The organism is Streptomyces sp. NPDC045955 (assembly GCF_056430805.1).
Window position 1 is genome coordinate 153,306 of record NZ_JBWKKY010000012.1, and the last position, 18,264, is coordinate 171,569.

General features: G+C 67.9%; 22 protein-coding genes and 1 tRNA gene. 16 read left to right on the forward strand and 7 right to left on the reverse strand.

The window, feature by feature from the left end; genetic code table 11:
* Positions 1–44 precede the first annotated feature (44 nt).
* The 3 genes from AC07F0_RS25190 to AC07F0_RS25200 all read left to right on the forward strand — a co-directional run bounded on the left by AC07F0_RS25190 (position 45) and on the right by AC07F0_RS25200 (position 1,376).
* On the forward strand, positions 45–455 hold the full coding sequence (locus AC07F0_RS25190) for an SDR family NAD(P)-dependent oxidoreductase (RefSeq protein WP_478982055.1): 411 nt from the start codon (positions 45–47) through the stop codon (positions 453–455).
* Between the two features lie 65 nt (positions 456–520).
* Positions 521–652, forward strand: coding sequence for a hypothetical protein (locus AC07F0_RS25195; protein ID WP_478982262.1), 132 nt, complete (start codon positions 521–523; stop codon positions 650–652).
* 376 nt (positions 653–1,028) lie between these two features.
* Entirely contained in the window at positions 1,029–1,376 is a 348-nt protein-coding gene (locus AC07F0_RS25200; RefSeq protein WP_478982057.1) for an STAS domain-containing protein, read from the forward strand.
* Here AC07F0_RS25200 and AC07F0_RS25205 read toward each other — a convergent pair.
* Positions 1,334–1,681, reverse strand: a complete 348-nt coding sequence (locus AC07F0_RS25205; protein WP_478982058.1) for a helix-turn-helix transcriptional regulator — start codon at positions 1,679–1,681, stop codon at positions 1,334–1,336. The genes AC07F0_RS25200 and AC07F0_RS25205 overlap by 43 nt on opposite strands.
* Before the next feature lie 507 nt (positions 1,682–2,188).
* On the opposite strand from AC07F0_RS25205, the gene AC07F0_RS25210 reads away from it, so the two are divergent.
* The gene (locus AC07F0_RS25210; RefSeq protein WP_478982060.1) at positions 2,189–3,160 is read left to right on the forward strand and encodes an L-threonylcarbamoyladenylate synthase; all 972 of its coding nucleotides are present in this window, start codon (positions 2,189–2,191) and stop codon (positions 3,158–3,160) included.
* Positions 3,161–3,269: 109 nt separating this feature from the next.
* Here the strand turns inward: AC07F0_RS25210 and AC07F0_RS25215 are convergent, their stop codons facing one another.
* Entirely contained in the window at positions 3,270–3,911 is a 642-nt protein-coding gene (locus AC07F0_RS25215) for a carbonic anhydrase (protein WP_478982062.1), read from the reverse strand.
* A gap of 924 nt (positions 3,912–4,835) precedes the next feature.
* Between AC07F0_RS25215 and AC07F0_RS25220 the strand changes: the two genes are divergently transcribed.
* Positions 4,836–5,003 (forward strand): hypothetical protein, encoded by a 168-nt coding sequence (locus tag AC07F0_RS25220; protein ID WP_399406622.1) that lies wholly within the window; start codon positions 4,836–4,838, stop codon positions 5,001–5,003.
* A 368-nt stretch (positions 5,004–5,371) separates the two neighbouring features.
* The gene (locus AC07F0_RS25225) at positions 5,372–5,503 is read left to right on the forward strand and encodes a hypothetical protein (protein ID WP_256363224.1); all 132 of its coding nucleotides are present in this window, start codon (positions 5,372–5,374) and stop codon (positions 5,501–5,503) included.
* A gap of 330 nt (positions 5,504–5,833) precedes the next feature.
* Here AC07F0_RS25225 and AC07F0_RS25230 read toward each other — a convergent pair whose 3' ends face one another.
* The 4 genes from AC07F0_RS25230 to AC07F0_RS25245 form a co-directional block, all read right to left on the reverse strand.
* Entirely contained in the window at positions 5,834–6,913 is a 1,080-nt protein-coding gene (locus AC07F0_RS25230; RefSeq protein WP_478982064.1) for a YihY/virulence factor BrkB family protein, read from the reverse strand.
* 428 nt (positions 6,914–7,341) lie between these two features.
* Entirely contained in the window at positions 7,342–8,055 is a 714-nt protein-coding gene (locus tag AC07F0_RS25235) for a DUF3618 domain-containing protein (RefSeq protein WP_478982066.1), read from the reverse strand.
* Positions 8,031–8,462, reverse strand: coding sequence for a phage holin family protein (locus AC07F0_RS25240; protein WP_478982068.1), 432 nt, complete (start codon positions 8,460–8,462; stop codon positions 8,031–8,033). The genes AC07F0_RS25235 and AC07F0_RS25240 overlap by 25 nt, the downstream gene beginning before the upstream one ends.
* Position 8,463: 1 nt before the next feature.
* On the reverse strand, positions 8,464–9,078 hold the full coding sequence (locus tag AC07F0_RS25245; protein WP_478982069.1) for a hypothetical protein: 615 nt from the start codon (positions 9,076–9,078) through the stop codon (positions 8,464–8,466).
* 137 nt (positions 9,079–9,215) lie between these two features.
* Here AC07F0_RS25245 and AC07F0_RS25250 point away from each other — a divergent pair, with 137 nt between their 5' ends.
* The 6 genes from AC07F0_RS25250 (at position 9,216) to AC07F0_RS25275 (ending at position 12,796) form a co-directional block, all read left to right on the forward strand.
* Complete coding sequence (locus tag AC07F0_RS25250) at positions 9,216–9,458, forward strand: hypothetical protein (protein WP_478982264.1); 243 nt, start codon at positions 9,216–9,218, stop codon at positions 9,456–9,458.
* Positions 9,455–10,501 (forward strand): YihY/virulence factor BrkB family protein, encoded by a 1,047-nt coding sequence (locus AC07F0_RS25255; RefSeq protein ID WP_478982248.1) that lies wholly within the window; start codon positions 9,455–9,457, stop codon positions 10,499–10,501. The genes AC07F0_RS25250 and AC07F0_RS25255 overlap by 4 nt, the downstream gene beginning before the upstream one ends.
* Before the next feature lie 94 nt (positions 10,502–10,595).
* Positions 10,596–11,102 (forward strand): phosphatase PAP2 family protein, encoded by a 507-nt coding sequence (locus AC07F0_RS25260; RefSeq protein ID WP_478982071.1) that lies wholly within the window; start codon positions 10,596–10,598, stop codon positions 11,100–11,102.
* 151 nt (positions 11,103–11,253) lie between these two features.
* Complete coding sequence (locus AC07F0_RS25265; protein WP_478982072.1) at positions 11,254–11,673, forward strand: phage holin family protein; 420 nt, start codon at positions 11,254–11,256, stop codon at positions 11,671–11,673.
* Positions 11,670–12,155 (forward strand): DUF3618 domain-containing protein, encoded by a 486-nt coding sequence (locus AC07F0_RS25270; RefSeq protein WP_478982074.1) that lies wholly within the window; start codon positions 11,670–11,672, stop codon positions 12,153–12,155. The genes AC07F0_RS25265 and AC07F0_RS25270 overlap by 4 nt, the downstream gene beginning before the upstream one ends.
* Before the next feature lie 356 nt (positions 12,156–12,511).
* The gene (locus AC07F0_RS25275; RefSeq protein WP_478982076.1) at positions 12,512–12,796 is read left to right on the forward strand and encodes an XRE family transcriptional regulator; all 285 of its coding nucleotides are present in this window, start codon (positions 12,512–12,514) and stop codon (positions 12,794–12,796) included.
* A 322-nt stretch (positions 12,797–13,118) separates the two neighbouring features.
* Here AC07F0_RS25275 and AC07F0_RS25280 read toward each other — a convergent pair.
* Positions 13,119–13,177: transfer RNA gene (locus AC07F0_RS25280), tRNA-Ser, on the reverse strand.
* Between the two features lie 234 nt (positions 13,178–13,411).
* Here AC07F0_RS25280 and AC07F0_RS25285 point away from each other — a divergent pair.
* From AC07F0_RS25285 to AC07F0_RS25300, 4 genes are all read left to right on the forward strand, one after another.
* Positions 13,412–14,623, forward strand: coding sequence for a Shedu anti-phage system protein SduA domain-containing protein (locus AC07F0_RS25285; RefSeq protein WP_478982078.1), 1,212 nt, complete (start codon positions 13,412–13,414; stop codon positions 14,621–14,623).
* Complete coding sequence (locus AC07F0_RS25290) at positions 14,620–14,943, forward strand: hypothetical protein (RefSeq protein WP_478982080.1); 324 nt, start codon at positions 14,620–14,622, stop codon at positions 14,941–14,943. The genes AC07F0_RS25285 and AC07F0_RS25290 overlap by 4 nt, the downstream gene beginning before the upstream one ends.
* A 461-nt stretch (positions 14,944–15,404) precedes the next feature.
* Complete coding sequence (locus AC07F0_RS25295; RefSeq protein WP_478982082.1) at positions 15,405–16,037, forward strand: response regulator; 633 nt, start codon at positions 15,405–15,407, stop codon at positions 16,035–16,037.
* A gap of 330 nt (positions 16,038–16,367) precedes the next feature.
* Positions 16,368–17,591: a DUF4238 domain-containing protein gene (locus AC07F0_RS25300; protein WP_478982083.1), complete on the forward strand. Its 1,224-nt coding sequence runs from the start codon at positions 16,368–16,370 to the stop codon at positions 17,589–17,591.
* The last annotated feature ends 673 nt before the right edge of the window (positions 17,592–18,264 follow it).

Genomic DNA, 18,264 nt, shown 5'->3' on the forward strand with positions numbered 1-18,264 from the left:
GGCCATGATCCAGTATCACAGGTCAAGGTGCCGAGCAACCCTTCGTGTGTGTCTCACGGGCCCAGGACTGCTACACCGTAACGAACGGGACGGGCACCGCCAGAGATGGCCGACGCATCCAGAACCGTGATGCCTTTGACGAGTCCTCGTGCGGCATCGGGCAGATCGGCACGGAGTTCACCTCCGTCTACGCCGCCTCCAAGTTCGCCGTCGAGGGCTGGATGGAAGCCCAGCACCACGACATCAAGCCGTACGGCATCCGTACCACGATCGTGGAGCCCGGCCACTTCCGCACCGAGCTGCTCGTGGACGCCTCCAGCACCTGGCCCGAGCCCACCATCGACGACTACGCCGAGCGCACCACCGCCACGGTCGAAGCCTGGAAGAGCATCAACGGTCAGCAGCCCGGCGACCCCGCCAAGCTCGCCCACGCCCCAGGTCGAAGCCTCTCGTGAGCTGGGCGGCAACCTCGGCCACGACGACACCAACCCCTGAGCTTGGCGTCCACGCCGGCCACAGCTTGCCGCCCAGCAGCTGCCAGACCGGCACCCCGCTGGACGTGGACGCGGCGGCGGAGTTGCCGCAGCAGCAGGCCCGCTTCGACCTGGGGGCCGAGGGCTGGGAGCGGCGCAAGCCCAAGGGCGCCCAGTGAGTGCCTGCCGTCCCGGTACCAGGGGGACCAGTGAGCACCGCCGTCGTCATCGAGGCTCCGGGCGAGCACCGGCTGGCGCGCACGAGCCCAGGCAGCCGGAGGCCGGCAAGGCCCTGGTCCGGTGCACGCCTCCGGCATCTGCGGCAGCGTCCGCGATCAGCACACCTACGGTGCGGGAACGCGGCCGATGCCGCCACCTGTCGTGCTTCGGCCTGATCCATATCGGTGGGAATTGACGCCGCAGGCTGATCGTCAACGCGAGCGTGTCCCCCGTGGGGTGGAATCTGAGTCGGGCGCCCAGGGCGGGGCAGGGGCCGGTAGGCTCCTGTCGAGATTCCGCCGCGTTGTCTCCTGACGAGACGGTTGGGAGAGTGTTGTGGCTGACCCCTCGGTCGAGAGGATCGCCTCCGGCCGCTGCCTGGTAGCGAGGGTCAGCGGCGAGATGGATTACGTGACCGACCCGGTGTTGCGCCCGCAGTTCAAGGAACTGCTTTCGCGGGGCGACCGCTTCATCGTGCTGGACCTGTCCGATGTCTCGTTCTGTGACTCAGCCGGGCTGAACGTGTTGCTCGGAGTCTGGCGGCAGGCGGATGCGAGGGGGACGGTGCTGGTGCTGGCGTGTGTGCCCGAGCCGTTGCGGCGGATCCTTGAGATGACCGGGGTGGATCAGCTCCTGCGGGTCTATGACACCGTCACCGATGCAGAAGCCGTCTTCGCCGGCTGAGCCGCACTGTCTGCAGCGAGTGCAACGAGGTCGCGGACGCAGAGGCCGGCTTCCGCCGGGTGCCGCAACGGCTGGTCGAGGTTGAGGGTGTACGGGTTGCGCCGTCCGGCCCGTTGCCGGCGCAGATAGCCGGCCTGTTCGAGGTCGGTGATGATGGCCTGGACTGCTCGTTCGGTGATGAGGCAGGCGGCGGCAATGGTTCGCAGCCGTGCACCCGAGTCCCGTGCGATGGCCAGCAGCACCCTCGCGTGGTTGGTCAGGAACGTCCACCGGCGGTCTTGGTGATCCATGGCATCAGCAGCCATCCCCGCCCCGTCTCCCGCCTTATGTGCGATGAAAAATGCCGGAAAACCCCATCACCTATTTTGCACGCACGAACATGAGGGGAGCCGGCCCTGGGGAGGAGTCCGGTCGGATCTCGCGGGAGCGGATCAGCCGGATGACTGCGGTGCGGATGGCGTCGTACACCGGGTCGTCGACGGGTCATGACGTCGGCCTTCACCGTCCATCGATCGCCCTGGCGCTCCACGGCACCGAAGACAGCGCGCTGCTGCTTGGCCTGCCTGTGCGCGGCTTGAAGGCGTCCATGCCCGTGGCGTCGGGGATGAGGTCGGAAGGGCAGGGGGCTGGCAGCGGCTGCATGAGGAGCATCGTGCCAGGACAGGCGGAGCGGCACGGGCACGGGTGAAAGCGGCGCTGCCGGTGGTGCGGCGGGCCGAACGGCTGTGATATCGGGACCGTTGGTTCGTCGTTATGCGCCGACGGGAGCACGGAACGTGGGGGAGCGCAGTAGTGGGAGGATTGCGAGGGTGATGGCAAGAACCAGTGACATCGAGAAGGCGGCCGGTGTACTGCGCGCCGGGGGCCTGGTGGCTCTCCCGACCGAAACCGTTTACGGCCTGGGCGCCAACGCCGAGGATCCCGCCGCAGTCGCGCGCGTCTTCCAGGTCAAGGGGCGTCCGCCCTCCCACCCGCTGATCGTCCACATCGGCGGCGCGGAGCAGCTGGGTGACTGGGTCGAGGACGTGCCTGCGACTGCGCGCCTGTTGGCCGAACGCTTCTGGCCAGGACCGCTGACGCTGGTCCTGCGGCGCGGTCGCCGGGTGCCCCTGGAGGCGACGGGTGGGCTGGAGACGGTGGCCGTGCGTATGCCCGACCACCCGGTGGCACTCGCGCTGCTGTCGGCTTTCGGCGGTGGTGTGGCGGCCCCGTCCGCCAACCGTTTCGGCTCGGTCAGCCCCACCACGGCGGACCACGTCCGTGCGGAGCTTGGTGATGCCGTCGACTTCGTGCTGGACGGAGGCCCCTGCGAGGTCGGGGTCGAGTCGACCATCGTCGACGCCACGGGCAATGCCTTGAGCGTCCTTCGGCCCGGAGGGGTGACCCGCGAGGACCTCGAAGCGGTGCTGGGGCGCCCGCTTGCCGTCCCTTCGACGAGCCCCGTCCGGGTGCCGGGCCAGCATCCGTCCCACTACGCGCCGCGGGCGCGGGTCGTCCTCGTCGAGCCCGAGAAGGTCGTCGCCGAAGCGGAGCTCGCTCAGGAGCTGGGACACCAGGTCGGCGTTTTTCTTCCCCCCTCCCTCGCCGATGCCCCGGTGAAGGCGCACACCGTGGTGGCGGTCCCCGGTTCGATGGCCGCCTACGCGCACGGGCTGTATGGGTTCCTGCGCGAGCTCGACCAGCAAGGGTGCGACCTCATCGTCGCGTCGTTGCCGGTGGAGGAGGGGCTGGGACTGGCTATCGCCAACCGGCTCCGCCGCGCCGCAGGGCCCCGGCCCTCTTGAAATGACCAGCACCGACGCCGTCCGATGATCCTGCCACGGCTCCCACGATGCGCGCCGAAGCCGATGGCGCACGGTCGTGCCGGACCATCGGAACGCCGAACACCCCGCGTCACGACACCAAGTCTGCAGGTACCTCAAGGCCGTGGGCGGTGACCAGGCGGGCCGTTCCGTCGGCCAGCCGGTACGACAGCCCCACCACGGCGGCCTGTCCGGCCTCGACCGCCTGCGCCAGGACGCGGGAGCGGTCCAGCAGCAGGCCGACGGTGTGCCGGATGTGCTCGGCGATGAAATCGGCGTCCTCGGTGCGCCCGGCGGCGCGGGCGGCGAGCACGCTGGGGGTCACCCGCTCGATCACGTCCCGCACGTAACCGCCCGCCGGCGTGCCGTCCTCGACGGCGGAGCGGGTGGCCGCGACCGCGCCGCACGCGTCGTGGCCGAGCACCACGACGAGCGGGGCGCCGAGCACGCTCACCCCGTACTCGATGCTGCCCAGCACCTCCGGTCCCGCGACGTGTCCGGCGGTGCGGACCACGAACAGGTCGCCCAGCCCGCGGTCGAAGATGATCTCGGCGGCCAGGCGGGAGTCGGAACAGCCGAAGAGCACGCCGAAGGGGCTCTGGGCCGGGACGACCTCGGCACGGCGGGCGGCGTCCTGGTTCGGGTGCTCGGGCGCACCGGCGACGAACCGCTGGTTGCCGTCCAGCAGCAATTCGAAGGCTTCACGGGGCGTAAGAGTCTGATTGTCGGCCATGGGAAGCAGACTACGACCAGGCCCCGGGCACGGCTCTGCCAGGTCTGGCCGTAACCGAGGCGTTGGACGAGGTCAGGAACAGGGGCGGCGGCACCCCCAGCCGCTGGGCGATGGCGTCTTCTGCCCGGGACCTCAGCGCGCGGCGAAGCTGGTCGGCCCGGTACGGCCGGCCCACATCGGGGGCCGGTTCGGCCCCACCGCGCTCGTCGCCGCGCTCCTCACCGCCCGCCGTCACACCACGCACAACGAACAGGGACGTGGACCCGCCGTAGACCAGATGAGGGAACGGGCATGCTTCGACCGCGGCGGTGGGGCCGCCCGGTCCGCTGCCCGCAGGCCGGGATCATCGGGACGACTTTCGTACGTCCGACCTCACTCGCGCCGTCAGCGTCTTCGGCGAGGACGCGGTACAGCAGAGGCCGACTGATCTGCCGGGCGACGGCCACGGTGGATTCCTCCGGGGCGGCCTGCCCGGGCGCGGCTGTGTCCGGCTCAGTGGCATGCCTCGGTCAGGGAACTTTCCTCCGCCCGATGGGGCTATCCGGCTTCATCGAGCAGGCGGGCCGGCTCCAGCACGGTGATGCGGCCTCGGGCAGAGCCTTCTTTTGCCCGCGTCCTCTTGGGCCCGCTGCCGTCGAAGCCTTACGCATGCCCGTGGCGCCTGATCGGTCAGCGGGGCCAGGCTCGCCCGTTGACCGCGCTAGCACAGCCACCCCGGCTCCGTCAGGCCGTGGCCTCAGTGGCTGGGCGCTGTTCCACGGGCCGCAGGCTGGGCCGATGGTGTGATGCCGTTCGGAGGTGCCGTTGTTTTGACCGGTGATCACACGTTGTACGGGGTGGTCGTCTGTTCGGCGGTGGCGGTCGTCGCCGCTCTGGCGCAGGTGAAGGTGTTCAGTGTGGCGCGGGCGCCGGGTTGAGGTGAGTATGAGCGATCCGCAGAGACGGTCCTGGACTCCGGTGGCGGGATCCGGTGGCTGCCGGGTGCTGCGTGACCAGCTGGCCGAGGCGATTGTTGCCATCTGCTGGGAGGCGCGGCTGGTGCGGTTGGCACAGGCCCTCGATCCGGCGGGTGACGGGCCGGATGGAGCGTGACAAGCGCACCCCTTATCGCTTACTGGGTGCAGTGCGCGGTAAGCGCAGGCCTGGTCGACACCTCGTTGGCGTCAACGTACCCGACGTTCTTCGGGGCTATCCCGAAGAGGGGGGTTGCGGCGAGCGTAAGCATCGCCTCTCCGGTCCTCGATCGGAGCTGACGAGAAAGCCGGACACCGTCGCAACCTACATCCGGAAGGCAGCCTCACTGACAAAGCGACGGGGTGGTTCCCCGGCAGGTTGCCGCGGTGCGACGGCGCTGCCAGATGCGAGGATCCGGACCGGATGCCAGCCTGGTCACAAGGAGCAAAGGCTATCCGGGAGGTGCGGTCATGGGCGCGGAAGGGATGAGGCAGCGAGCCAAGGACATGGCTGACAAGTTGCGGCAGAAGGGCCAGGGTGGTCAGAAGAGCAAGTCGCGACACAAGACCCAGGGGCGCAGCAAGCTCATCGAGGAGCAGATGAAGAAGCTCCAGGAGCGTCGGCACCGGCACCGGTGACCGGTAGCCCGGCTGTGGGTGGCGGCCCGAACGTGTTGGGCACGCGCTCGCTCGGGTTCCCGGGTGCTCCCTTACGCAAGCTTGCGTCGTCACCCTGCGAGGACGAAGTCCCCTGGACAAGGGCCGAGACGCAGGGTCTGCCCGGGCCGGACCCGGTGGGCCAGGTACGGCGGCACCCGTCCGTCCGGGATCGCCCGCACGGTGATGGAAGTCGTCCGGCAGCAACGGTGTGGTCAGCCGCCCGGCTCCCCGCCAGACGGGCCGTGCCAGGCGCTGGTACGGGCCCGCTTGCAGTAGCCCACCAGCGGGCCCGGTACCGGGGCGGTCGCATCATTCAAAACGTCGGCGGTCCTCCTCGTCCCACTTCCGGGTGTCGCGCGGCTCGAGGTACGGCTCCTCGCCGGCCGGATGCCCCCCTGCGACGGCGCGCTGGCGGGCCATCTCCGCGTCGAACTCCAGGCCGAGCAGGATCGCCAGGTTCGTGATCCACAGCCACACCAGGAAGATGATCACGCCGGCGAGGGCGCCGTAGGTCTTGTTGTAGGAGGCGAAGTTCGCCACGTACAGCGCGAACCCGGCCGAGGCGATCATCCAGATCACCAGCGCCAGGAAACTGCCCGGCGTGACCCATTTGAGGCCGCGGCCCTTCACGTTGGGTGTCGCCCAGTACAGGATCGCGATCATGATCGTGACCAGGATGACGAGCACCGGCCACTTCGCGATCGACCACACGGTCAGGAACGTGTCCCCGATGCCCAGCGCGGTGCCGACCTGCCGGGCCAGGCCGCCGGTGAGGACGACGATCAGCGCGCTGACCACAGCCATGATCATCAGCACCACCGTCACGCCGACGCGGACCGGCAGCACCTTCCACACCGGGCGGCCCTCGGGGACGTCGTAGACCGCGTTCGCGCTCCTGATGAACGCCGCGACATAGCCGGACGCCGACCAGACGGCGAGGGCCAGACCGACGATCGCCATGATCGAGCCGAGCCCGCTGTTGCCCTGCATCTGCTTTACCGCGTTGCTGAGGACATCGCGCGCCGCGCCCGGGGCGAGCTTCTGGATGTTGTCCAGCACCTGCTGCGTCGCCGACTGCCCGACGATCCCGATCAGCGAGATCAGCGCCAGCAGGGCCGGGAACAGCGCCAGGATCCCGTAGTAGGTCAGCGCCGCGGCCCGGTCGGCCAGCTCATCCTTCTTGAACTCCTTCAGGGTGCCTTTCAGCACCGTTCCCCAGGAGCGTTTGGGCAGGTCCGTCGGAGTGTCCGGCGCATGCTGTTCGACCTCCGTATCCGGACCAAATCTCTCCGGCTTCTCGTCGCGGCCGTACGCCGTGGCCTGCCGCTGCTCGCGGGTTTCGTGGCCCCGATCATGGCGAGTGTCGTCACGCCTGTGTCGCAGTTTCATGACACAGCTCCTTACGGACGGAAGACGCGGGCCCGGCGCTCGCGTTCTGCCAGGACTTCTTGGGCAGATTGGTGGGCGCTGTCGGCCGGACAACTGCCTTGCCCCCGGGTTCCCAGGCTGCCCTCCCAGCCGGGCCACCACCTGGTCCGGGCGCCCGGGCGGGCCGTCACTCCCGGTCCGGGCGCCCGGGGTGCGAGGAGACCAAGGGCGGCGGCGCTTGCCGCGCTCCCCGGTCTCGTCGGCCTCGATGCGCTCCTTGCGCACTTCGCCTGTGACGGTTGCGCTCGCGGCAAGGGCCAGCAGCAGGGCGGGAAGGAGGTAGGAGGACCCAGCCTGCGCGGCAGTCCCCGTGGTGCCGCACAGAGCCGGGCAGAAGGCGCCGACCGACTGTGCGCGACAGTCTCTGCCGGGTCGGCGAGGTGCAAGGGTCAGACAGGGCCGGAGCTCTGCCCGCGGGCTTCGTCGGCCACCTGCTGCCCGGAGTCGCGGGCCTGCCCGGACACTTGGCCTGCCTGGTCGCGGGCCTCCTCCTTGGTGGTCTTCGCGGCCTCCGCGGCGGTGTCCTTCACGTCCTGGGCTGCCTGCTGGGCGGCCTCGGTGGCGTCCTGCTTCAGCCGCTGCGCGGACTCGACGGCTGCCTCCTTGACCGGCTCGAGCGTTTCGCCGGCCTGCTCGGTGATCCGGGAGGCTGCTTGTTCCTCGGCCTGGGACGTCGGCAGGAGAGAGGCGGTCAGCAGTCCGGCGCCGAAGGCGATCAGCCCGGCCGCCAGCGGGTTGCCCTGCGTCTGTCGCACCGCCTGCTCCGGCGCCCGGCTCACCGCCTCACGGGCCTGTCCGGCCGCCTCGCCGACCTGACCGGCGGCCTGCCCGGCTGTCTGGCGCACCGTGTCCGCGGCCCCGCCGGTGCCTTCCTTCACCGACTCCGTGGCTTGCGCCGTACGGTCCCGCGCCGTCCCCGCCGATTCGGCGACGGTGCCCATGACGCGGTCACGAAGCCCGGACACCGCGCCTCGCACCCGCCGGGTGCGGCGGCGCACCATCTGCCTGGGTCGGGCTCGGTCGGCCAGCCGGTTGACGTTCTCCGACAGGCGTTCCCGGGTGGTGTCGATCTCGGACCTTATTTGGTCGGGTGCCGTGCCCATTGTGCGTTCTCCTTCAGGGTTTGCGCCGTCTGTTCCGGCTTGGGGGACACCTCCCGCATCCGGGAGCGGCCCATGACGTACAGCACAGCCGCGATCACCGCCCACACGGCGGCGACGATCAGTGCCGCCCAGCCGGCGTCCATCACGTTGGCCAGACCGAAAACGGCCGCGAGCGACAACAAGAGCGCCACCATGTATCCGCCGAACCCGGCACCCCCGTACATCCCGGCGGCCTTGCCCGCCTTGGTGGCCTCCTCGCGGATCTCCGTCTTCGCCAGCTCCACCTCCTGACGGAACAGCGTCTGCAGATCCGACGTCACCGCCGACAGCAACTCGCCCGCCGAGCGGTCCGGACCCGCCTCTGGCTGTCCACCGGCTGCCGGCGACTGCGGATAGATCGACGACATCTCACACCCCCGGATGCGCCGGATAACCGGACAGCTCCGGCGGCGGCACCGGTGTGCCCGCAGGCAGCGGGCTGCTCTCCTCGCGCTCCAGCCCCTGCCGCCGAACGTCCTGAGACGAAGCCGACGGGGCCTGCGCGGCCTTGGTGCCGGCCTTGGCCAGGCGGCCCACCACCAGACCGGCCAGCACCGCCCCGCCCAAGAACGCCCCCGGCCGGCGGCGCGCGAAGTTCTGCAGGTCGCCTACCAGGCCCTCCACGCCGTGCTTGTCCAGGTAGTCCGCCGCGCGGTGGCCCTGATCGGCTGCCTGGACCGTCAGACTCCTGGCGGGCGAATCACCCGAGGCGTTCTCCGCCATGCCCGCGAGATCATCCGCCCACTGCCGCACCGTCCCGGCCAGCCGTTCCACCTGTCCCTGGCTCTCCCCCGCAACCCGCTCCCTGAGGTCGCGTATCGCACCGCCTGCCTGGGCGCGTACTTCGCCCGCGACGGCCTTTGCCTGCTCGGCAGCCGTCCCGGCGACCTCGCCGGCCGCCTGCCCGGTCTGCGCGGCCACGGCCGACGTCTGTTCCTTCGCCTTCTGCCCCGTCTGCTGAACGCGACCGGCATCTTCACTCATGAGCCATTCCTCCCTCGGTGCTCCGAGGCGGCCGACGGACTCGGCGCCTCCGGATCCGCGTCCATGAGCGGGTACCCCACATATCCACACAGAACAGTCAAAAAGGGTGCAATCCGCTATGCCTTCGGGAGGCCGGTGTGTGGTCGATCGCGAAGTGGCCGGTGCTCGTCGGTCTGGTCACGATCATGATCGCGATCCTGTACTGGTCCAGCACGGTCGGAATCTGCTCGCGGGTGATCGCCGCGATACTCCTTCTGCTGGCCTTCCGGCTAACTCTCACAAAAATCATGAAACTGGCTAAATGGATCAATTCGGGCGGATGTAGAGCGTGGAACATGCCGGGTGGGCGCGCGGATACCCGTCCGTCATGGCACGGATGATCACAATGCGGAGGCCGGGCCGGCACGACAGGACCGGCCGGGACACCGAAGCCCGGCGCGAGAGCGGGGTCGGACCGGGTGAACAGGTGGAGCGGCGAGCCCCGGATGAGCCCACTCAGCTGCCTGGGCGCTCCTGGCGGGCGGTGCTGAAGGGCACCGTCAAAGAGTTCGAGGACGATGAGCTGGCCGACCGGGCTGCGGCGCTGACCTACTACGGGGTGCTCTCCCTCTTCCCCGCGCTGCTGGTGCTCGTCTCCCTGCTCGGGATCGCCGGACAGTCGGCGACGCAGCAGGTGCTGGACAACCTCCAGAAACTCACCCCTGGATCGGCCCGTGACGTCATCCGCGATGCCGTCACGCAGCTGCAGGGCAACGGGGGTATCGGCTCGGTCATGGCGATCGTGGGCCTGGCGCTGGCGGTGTGGTCGGCATCCGGCTACGTCGCGGCCTTCATCCGTACCGCCAACGCCGTGTACGACACGCCGGAGGGACGCCCGGCGTGGAAGGTGCTGCCGGTTCGACTGGGCGTGACGGTGGCGCTGCTCATCCTGGCGGTCGTCAGCGCGCTGATCGTGGTGTTCACTGGCGGCCTGGCCCGACAGGCAGGTACTGCTCTAGGCGTCGGGGGCACGGCGCTGACAGTGTGGTCGGTCGCGAAGTGGCCGGTACTGGTCGCGCTGGTCACGATCATGATCGCGATTCTCTTCTGGGCGACACCGAACGTGAAGGGCCGCGGCTTCAGGTGGGTCACGCCCGGCAGTTTCCTGGCCCTCGTGATCTGGGTGATCGCGTCGGCCGGGTTCGCGTTCTACGTGGCGAACTTCGCCTCCTACAACAAGACCTACGGCACCCTCGCCGGGGTGATCGTCTTCCTGGTGTGGCTGTGGATCAGCAACATCGCGATCCTGCTCGGCCTGGAGTTCGACGCGGAGATGGCCCGCCAGCGCGCCGTCGCCGGCGGTCTGCCCGAGGAAGAAGAGCCCTATGTCCCACCCCGCGACACCCGGGCGTGGAGCGACGAAGACCGGCGCCGTCTCGAATGAAGTAGTCGCCGAGGTCATTGAGTTAGGTGCTGCTCTGGTAGGGAAGTCGCAGGTCATGAGAGTGCTGGCGGATCTTCGTGAGGGTGATCACCGGATGACGCGATGGGTGGCGTCGTGGCGGTCGGCCTGTGTACGGCGGGTCCTGCCGGCGGTGGAGGAGAGTGCCGAGCACACCAAGCTGTGGTGGGGCGCGGCCGTGGCCCTCTCCGCCGCCGGGTGGCGGGGACGCAGGGCCGCGGCCGTCGGCCTGGCGAGCATGGCCGTGGCGGAACTGGCCTCGAACTGTGTCCTCAAGCGCGTGTGGCATCGGTGTCGGCCGCCGAAGGAATGGATCTCGCACGAGGAGGTCCATGACCGCCCCGATTCCTCGTCCTTCCCCTCCGGGCACACCGCCGCAGGGACGGCGTTCAGTGCCGCGGTGGCACTGGTGTGGCCATGGGCGGGCGCGGTGTGTGCGGTGCCGGCCGTCATGGTGGCCACCGAGCGCGTACATACGGGCGCCCACTACCCCTCCGACGTCGCTGTCGGTGCCACGATCGGCCTGGCCGCAGCCGCCTTGGTAAGTCGTGCTCCCCGCCTGGCCGTGCGCTTGCTGCGATGACAGCCACAAGCCACCGAAACCGCAGGTCCGCCGGATGGTGCACCCGCGTCCGGGTACCCGGGACCCGGTGAGGCGGGCGTGGGCCGTTCAAGGCACAAGTTGTCGCCTGCATCCCGGCGACGCCGGCAGCTGAGAAAGGTGGCGATCCGTCATGAGTACGCAGCATTCCCACCATGACCCCAGCGGTTCGCAGGAGCCGGTGGGTGATCTGGTCCAGCGGGCCTCCCAGCAGCTGACGGAGTTGGTTCGCGGGGAGATGCGGCTGGCTCAGGCGGAGATGAAGGAGAAGGGCAAGCGGTACGGCAAGGGCGGGGGCCTGTTCGGCGGGGCCGGTCTGGTCGGCTTCCTGACAGCGCAGGCCCTGGTCGCCACCGTCACCGCAGCCTTGGCTGTTCCCCTCCCGGTGTGGGCCGCGGCCCTGATCGTCACCGCCGTTCTCGGCATGATCACCGCGGTGCTGGCCGTGACGGGCAAGAAGGAGGTCAGCCAGGCCGCACCGCCGGCACCCGAGCAGACCATCGACAGCGTCAAGGCCGATGTGGCCGAGATCAAGGAGAGTGCACAGCGATGACCCAGCCGCCCCACGACGAGTCCACCGCCTCCGGCAGCGAAGAGCTGCGGGAGCAGGTTGAGCAGACCCGCCATGAGCTCGGGGAGACGGTCGAGGACCTGGCCGCCAAGACGGACGTCAAGTCCCGCGCACAGGAGAAGGCGACCGCTGTCCAGGAACAGGTGGGCGTGCTGACGGAGCAGGCGGGCGCCAAGGCCGCAGAACTGACCGGGCAGGTCAAGGTGAAGGCGGCCGAGGCCGCGCACCTGGTGCAGGACAAGCTGCCCGAGCCGGTCAAGGACAAGGCCACCGCAGCTGCCGAGCAGGTGAAGGCCAAGGCCGGACAGGCGGGTCAGGTGTGGCAGGACAAGGCACCCGAACCGGTCCGCGTCAAAGCCCAGCAGAGTGCCCAGGCCGCCCGCGACAACCGCACTGCGCTGATCCTGGCCGGCGGCGTGGCGGTGGCCGCTTGGCTGCTGCTGCGCCGCCGGGGCGGGAGGTAGCCCTGAAGGCATCGAAAGTCGCCTACAAGCCGGTCGGCATGGCACTCGGCGCGCTCGGCGGCGGGGGTCGCCGGTGGCCTGTTCAAGCAGGTGCGAGCGCGGCACCGAGCAGCAGCGCCGAGCCCGCCACCAGCCCCCAAAATCCAGCCTGTACGACGTCAGCCATGCCGACCCGTCCACCCGCTATGGATGTGGATCAACGAGGCCGGCGCGGCAGTGTGCACCGGAGTGAGCCATGCCGCCACGCAGAAGGCGCAAACGAAACAGGATGGGGGCACCTGACGCTGGTCCGGCCCCATGTGCCAGGCACTGCTCGGCACTGATCCTGACCCATCCGCGGGCAGGGAGACTCACCAATGCACGATCTGGCCCACCTTCTGGAAGAGGCGATGGACCGGCGCCACATGAGTGCGGAAACCGTCGCCGATGCCACAGGCATCCGCACTCCTCGTATCAGTACCTTCCTCCAAGACGGGGCCGCAGGGCCCATTCACCCGACACGGGAAGAACTCGAGGAACCCGTCGCGCTCCTGACTCTGCCGCAGACGGAAGTGCTCGAAGTGACCCGCAGCATCGGAGCCGCGCCGCGTACAACGCTGTGCCGAGCCGAGAGCCTCGCGCGGCCCTTGAGGAGGTCGTAAGCGCGGAAAGAGCGACCCACCAGACCGCTTACGTTTCTGTGTGACGTCAGCTACATCAATGCAGGTCACGGCGGTGTGCGCGGAAGAGTCGCGCTCCGATGCCCACGACGAGGTGCGGTCAATATGTGTCGGTGGGCGAGACCGCAATAACGCCCCGCGCGGGCCTTTGAGCTGCGGAAATCTCTCAGCGAAAGAGGTTATCCGCAAGGTGTGGAGCGATGCCCGTGCCGAAAAGGGCAACGGTCAAAAGACCGTGTGCGTTTTGTCGTGTACGCAAAAACTCCCGACCTGTATTTCTGCAGGCCAGGAGGTTTTCCCGGAGTGCCCCCGGCAGGATTCGAACCTGCGCACACGGCTCCGGAGGCCGCTTGGGACCTGGGCGACGCGGCAGGTCACAACCTTTCACGCGGCAGTTCAGGACGGACGAGTCCACGGATAGTCCACGGCTGGTTGAGTACTTCTTCACCGTATCCTTCTCGGTACTTGTGCCAAGGGCCTTGGCTGCGTCCGCGACCACGCGCAATGATGCGGCACCATCCGCTCGGCCCTGTCGCCAGGGACCGGCCGAAACTCCCGCCAAGGATGGTTGTCAGTGACCGGCCCTAGGGTGCCCACGTGACGACATTTCGATCCGGCTTCACGCTCTGGCAGATGGTCCGGACGGCACGTGAGCTCACCGCTGATGAGCGCGTCCGGGAGCGTGTTGACACGGTGCTGCAAATCATGGGCGGCCTCGGTGGAACGTATGGCAAGGGCAGGTCCCTGGTGGATGCCTTGGAGGATGTGGCCCAAGAGGCGATTCTGCACGGAGACTTCGCGCTCGCTCAGCGCTTTCAGCGCTTCGCCGCCTATGCAAGAGGCGACCTGTTCCTTGAAATCCTGGAGAACTACTACGACGACGAAGCCCGGCAGCGCAGCGAGGAACACATGCGGAGGATGGCTGCCATGGGTGCTGACAGGGCGGTCGCCGCCCTGGACGTTCTGTGCCGCGACCGACCCGACGCGACCGCAGCAGACGCTCGTGACCTCTTCCGCGGCATTGCCCGATCCGCCGACTACCTGAGCCTTGGGGACGGCGAGGGCGGGATCCGGCTATCAACCCGGGAGGTGAGGCGACTTCAGCAGTACGGGCACATGGAGATAGTCCTCCGCAACCTGCCTCGGCCCGCCTCCGCCGGGGCCGCACGGATGATGAACGACGTCCTGGCCGATGTCGACGCAGGCACGCTGGCACAGTTGCTCGAACTGAGGGCGAGACAGGCCGGCCTGGCGGCCCTGCGTAGCGTGGTGGAGGACCCGGACAGTCCCGAGAGCGCCCTCCATGCCTGCCTGAAGAACCAGGAATGGATCTTCGGCGGGGCTTACGTGGCCGAGTTGGCACGCCGGCAATACACCCCGGAAGCAATCCTCGACATCCCGCTCCTGCGCGGCGACGGCTCTCTCCATGTGGTGGAGCTCAAGCGCGCCAACATCAAGGACCTGGTCATACGGCGCTCCGGCCACCTCATGCTGGGTGCCGCGGCGCACCGCGCGGTCTCCCAGGCGCAGAACTACCTCAGGGCCATGGACGAGAACCGTCCGAGCATCCTGGTCGAGCACGGCGTCGACACTCGCCGGGCCTCGGCGACGGTCGTGATCGGACACCCGCCGTACGTGACCGGCGGCGTGACCTCTCGGGAGATCGCGGAGACGCTGCGCACCTACAACGCGCACCAGACACGCATTGAAGTGATCACATACGAGACCCTGCTGAATTCAGCCTCCCGCATGCTGGCCCTGTCGTCGGCACGACAGGACGCTGACCCGGACGAGGAGCCTGCCGCATGACTGACGCGCCGACCGCGATCGAACCGCTCCTGGCCCGCCTGTGCGGCGGTGAGATCACCGACAAGGACTACGTCGGATACTTAATGAACGAGCACGGAGAGGAACTTGTGTTCGCCCAGAGCCGGGGTGAGAAGACCGCCCGGCTCTGGCACAGCGACGCGGACTGGGAGATGTTCCTAGTTGGTGACCGCTCGATTCGACTCGACGGCCCGATGGACGGGATGATCACTGTCGCTGGCCTGATCATCAACCGCGAGGAGGCGACATGGTTGTCCTCCTGTCTTGCCGCCTCCCGCCACCTGCGGCAGGGGCGCGCCTGACCACTTCCTGTTGCTTAACGCCCATCGACGCGGCGGCGGCATCTCCTGTGATACCGCAGAAACCCGTCAGCGGTTGGTCACACCGTTCTGGTGCGGTTGCGGTGGCGCAGCCGCACCACTGGCTCGGAAAACAAGGAGACCCCGGGTCTTTGACGGGTTATTTATGGAGCGGGTGACGAGAATCGAACTCGCGCTCTCAGCTCGGGAAGCTAAGGTGATCTAGGGCCCGCTGTGGCGCTGACCTGCGGCGGAGTACTCGCAGTGATTGGCTGGCCGTCGCTCGATACCCTGGTTTTCCCCGTGATTCCCCGCTGTATCTGGCACGCTTCTGGCCCGTCAGTGTTGATGCTGACGGCCGCCACGGGGCCGTTCGCCGATCGTCGCGTGCGCCCACTGGATGTCAGTTCATGATGTTCCGTGAAGTGGTCACACAGAGCGTCCCCTACTCTGATGATGTTGGGATGTCCGACGCGTTGTGGAGCAAGCTCATCGGAACGGTTCCCTCAGTACTCTGGGTGGCCTTCGCCGCCACCGTGTACTTCACTCTGCGAGGGACGATCGTTCAACGCATGGTGCCGCGGTTGACCGCCGTACGCGCACTCGGAGTTGAAGTCGAGCTCGCTGGCGAGTTGCTCGATCGCGCTCAGGATGAGAGCACGACGACTGTCACTGCGACTGCCAGGCGTACGGCGTTGGGCAGGCTGGAGCATGCCGCCGACGTTCTGAGAGGCGGCAAGTTGCTGTGGGTTGATGACCGCCCTGAGGGCAATGCCCCACTAGTTGAGCTCTTTCGCACCGCCGGCATGCACATCGATGTGACCCTGTCGACTGAGGAGGCCACACCCCTGTTTCGCCGCAGGCCGTACGACATCATCGTGAGCGACATTGACCGGGACGGCGATCGGCAGGCAGGGATCAAGATGCTGCGCCTGCTGGAGCAGTACAAGATCGACGTTCCCGTACTGATCTACACAGGCCGGTTCGATCCAGAGAGGGGCGTTGATCGCAGGATCTTCGCGGCCACTACCGCGCCTGTCGAACTGGTCCACTACGTAATTGATCTCATGGAGAGGGCGCGTCTGGGGTCACTCTGACCTCGCGGTTGGTGTCCCTGGGCACTGGCGAGAAACACCCCATCTTGCCCGACAGCTACCCTTGGGCGAAACGCGTATGGGCCGGGGCCCCTGACCTGGGGTTTCGCTGTTGGTGGCTCTCGCTCGACTGTCAACGTCGGTCGCCGTCGGGCGGCCGCGGGTGCCCCTGGCACGGCCCAGGGACGGCCCAGCATCGGGGGTGCTCTAGAGGCGGGGGCGCCACCCGCAGCCGTTCCCTGTGGAGGCCACAACTGAGAGGGCCACGGCGAAGCTCCACGCGCTGCTGAAAAGGCCAGGACGATCACAGAGGGGTGCCCTTATCGTCATGGCATGAGCGATTCCTCCGGCAATCAGAAGTTGAAGCGCCGCCACCACACCGTGCCGCGTCTGCTCCTGCGGCGCTTCGCCGACGGCGAGCAGATCATCCGCGTTCCCCTTGATGGGGGACGGCGGCGCTCGGTTGGGATCGCTGACGTCACTGTCCGCCGCGACTTCTACTCAATGCGGGATGGATCTGGGCAACTCGACGACACTGTGGAAGACCTGTTCGCAGAGTTGGAGGGCAAGGCGGCGAGGGTCATCCGCAGGGTTGTCGACGGGGTGTGGCCACTGCCGACCGGAGAGCGTGCTGTCCTTGCCGAGTGCATTGCGGCGCAGCATGCCCGGATTCCCGCCGCCCGTAAGGCACACAATGAGATGGCGGACCACCTGGGCAAGGTATTGATCGCCATGGGCGGAAAACCTGAGATCCGAAGGCGCCTTGCAGAGAACACCACGGAGCCTGTGTCGGACCAAGACGTCGACGCTTTGTGGGAGGAGCTGACGGACTTCGACGGCTATTATGCCGAGATGTCGGTGAACGACCACATGGCGTTGATGGGCCAGTCCATGAAGACGGCCTACGAAGTGTTCATGGCACGTTCCTGGGGTTTGATCAAATTCGAGCGCCGCGCACTGCTTATCCCTGACCATCCGGTGACGCTTGTGCGTGGCGACGATGTGCCGCGCTGGTTCGGAGTCGGGATTGGTAACGCAGCCGCTATTCTCGTACCTATCGATCGACGGGCAGCCATCATCATGGCGTCGCCGGGGCACGATGACTTCTTCGTACGGACCTTCACCAAGCTAGTCAAAGAGCTGAATCAGCGCTTCGCAGACAATGCGCGCAATGAACTGTTCCACCACCCCGATGACAACCCGCTGGATGGAGTGGAACTGCCCGGGGTCCGAGAGCGCGAGACGCAGGTCAGTCAGCCGCCACAGAGCTACCTGATGCAGGACGGACCCTCTGACGCTTTCAAAAGGACGATGAGCGACGTCTCGCATCCCCCGAGTGACGGCCGGCCGGACACTGGCCAGGGGCCTAAGGCTGCCCTGCATTTCCGAAACGGGCCCAACAACGGGCTGAATGCCGAATTCCCGGTCGACGACGACCAGGATTACCTGTGGTTCCTGAATAGCGCGACCGGCGCGAACGAGCGCTACCGCCGCACAAGCGAGACCATAGTGATCAAGGGCGTCACTCATACGATCTTTGAGTACGCGCCTGGATAGTGCACAGCCGCGATTGCTCCGCTCCAGGCCGCCAAGGCAAAGCAGGCGGCAAGCGTTCGAATCGGACAGGCGAACCCGGGGGCACCATGCCGCTAGATCAGGCTAAGCGGCTGCGGAGGCCCCTTGAGAGCCGGTCAACGCGGCAGGTCACGGTCCTGCACGTGCCAGATTAGGCGGGACGAGTCCACGGACAGTCCACGGCTGGCTGACACCGCTTTAGGAGAGAGGCTGGGTGATCTCGGACCTGAGCTGCGGCTTCGCCGACCGAGGAAGTGGAGGGCCACTCGACCGCAGGCACCGATGCTGACCGTGGCTGGCCCCTGCCTCTGGCACGGTTGTGGCACGAACCTCAGCCGACGACAACCAGCCACGATGGTGTGTGCCAAGCTGCAGGACCTCATGGTCCGCGTGGTCCAGCCCTCGGAGCGGGCCCAGCTGATCTACCAGCACGAGCGCCATGGGCCGCATCTGGGCCGCTGCCCAGCATCCTGGACCGCCGCTGCTTCATGGCGTCGGCCCGTCCAAAGGCCTCGCAGACGCCGACTTCTCCACGCTCGCCGGTTGGCTCCGCGCGCTGCGTCGGCCTGCAGTCCGGTGACGCCAGAGCGATGAAGGCATTCGTTCCCAAAAAATGTGGAGCAAGCACTCTACGCGCACCCACCGTCAAAATGTG

Bases quoted from the DNA above. Each gene is read 5' to 3' on its own strand.
- AC07F0_RS25290 (WP_478982080.1), top strand. From the start codon at position 14,620: ATGACTGACGCGCCGACCGCGATCGAACCGCTCCTGGCCCGCCTGTGC.
- AC07F0_RS25225 (WP_256363224.1), top strand. From the start codon at position 5,372: ATGGCTGACAAGTTGCGGCAGAAGGGCCAGGGTGGTCAGAAGAGCAAG.
- AC07F0_RS25300 (WP_478982083.1), top strand. From the start codon at position 16,368: ATGAGCGATTCCTCCGGCAATCAGAAGTTGAAGCGCCGCCACCACACC.
- AC07F0_RS25230 (WP_478982064.1), bottom strand. From the start codon at position 6,913: ATGAAACTGCGACACAGGCGTGACGACACTCGCCATGATCGGGGCCAC.
- AC07F0_RS25235 (WP_478982066.1), bottom strand. From the start codon at position 8,055: ATGGGCACGGCACCCGACCAAATAAGGTCCGAGATCGACACCACCCGG.
- AC07F0_RS25220 (WP_399406622.1), top strand. From the start codon at position 4,836: ATGAGCGATCCGCAGAGACGGTCCTGGACTCCGGTGGCGGGATCCGGT.
- AC07F0_RS25240 (WP_478982068.1), bottom strand. From the start codon at position 8,462: ATGTCGTCGATCTATCCGCAGTCGCCGGCAGCCGGTGGACAGCCAGAG.
- AC07F0_RS25265 (WP_478982072.1), top strand. From the start codon at position 11,254: ATGAGTACGCAGCATTCCCACCATGACCCCAGCGGTTCGCAGGAGCCG.
- AC07F0_RS25255 (WP_478982248.1), top strand. From the start codon at position 9,455: ATGATCACAATGCGGAGGCCGGGCCGGCACGACAGGACCGGCCGGGAC.
- AC07F0_RS25210 (WP_478982060.1), top strand. From the start codon at position 2,189: ATGGCAAGAACCAGTGACATCGAGAAGGCGGCCGGTGTACTGCGCGCC.
- AC07F0_RS25275 (WP_478982076.1), top strand. From the start codon at position 12,512: ATGCACGATCTGGCCCACCTTCTGGAAGAGGCGATGGACCGGCGCCAC.
- AC07F0_RS25260 (WP_478982071.1), top strand. From the start codon at position 10,596: ATGACGCGATGGGTGGCGTCGTGGCGGTCGGCCTGTGTACGGCGGGTC.
- AC07F0_RS25215 (WP_478982062.1), bottom strand. From the start codon at position 3,911: ATGGCCGACAATCAGACTCTTACGCCCCGTGAAGCCTTCGAATTGCTG.
- AC07F0_RS25245 (WP_478982069.1), bottom strand. From the start codon at position 9,078: ATGAGTGAAGATGCCGGTCGCGTTCAGCAGACGGGGCAGAAGGCGAAG.
- AC07F0_RS25205 (WP_478982058.1), bottom strand. From the start codon at position 1,681: ATGGCTGCTGATGCCATGGATCACCAAGACCGCCGGTGGACGTTCCTG.
- AC07F0_RS25295 (WP_478982082.1), top strand. From the start codon at position 15,405: ATGTCCGACGCGTTGTGGAGCAAGCTCATCGGAACGGTTCCCTCAGTA.
- AC07F0_RS25270 (WP_478982074.1), top strand. From the start codon at position 11,670: ATGACCCAGCCGCCCCACGACGAGTCCACCGCCTCCGGCAGCGAAGAG.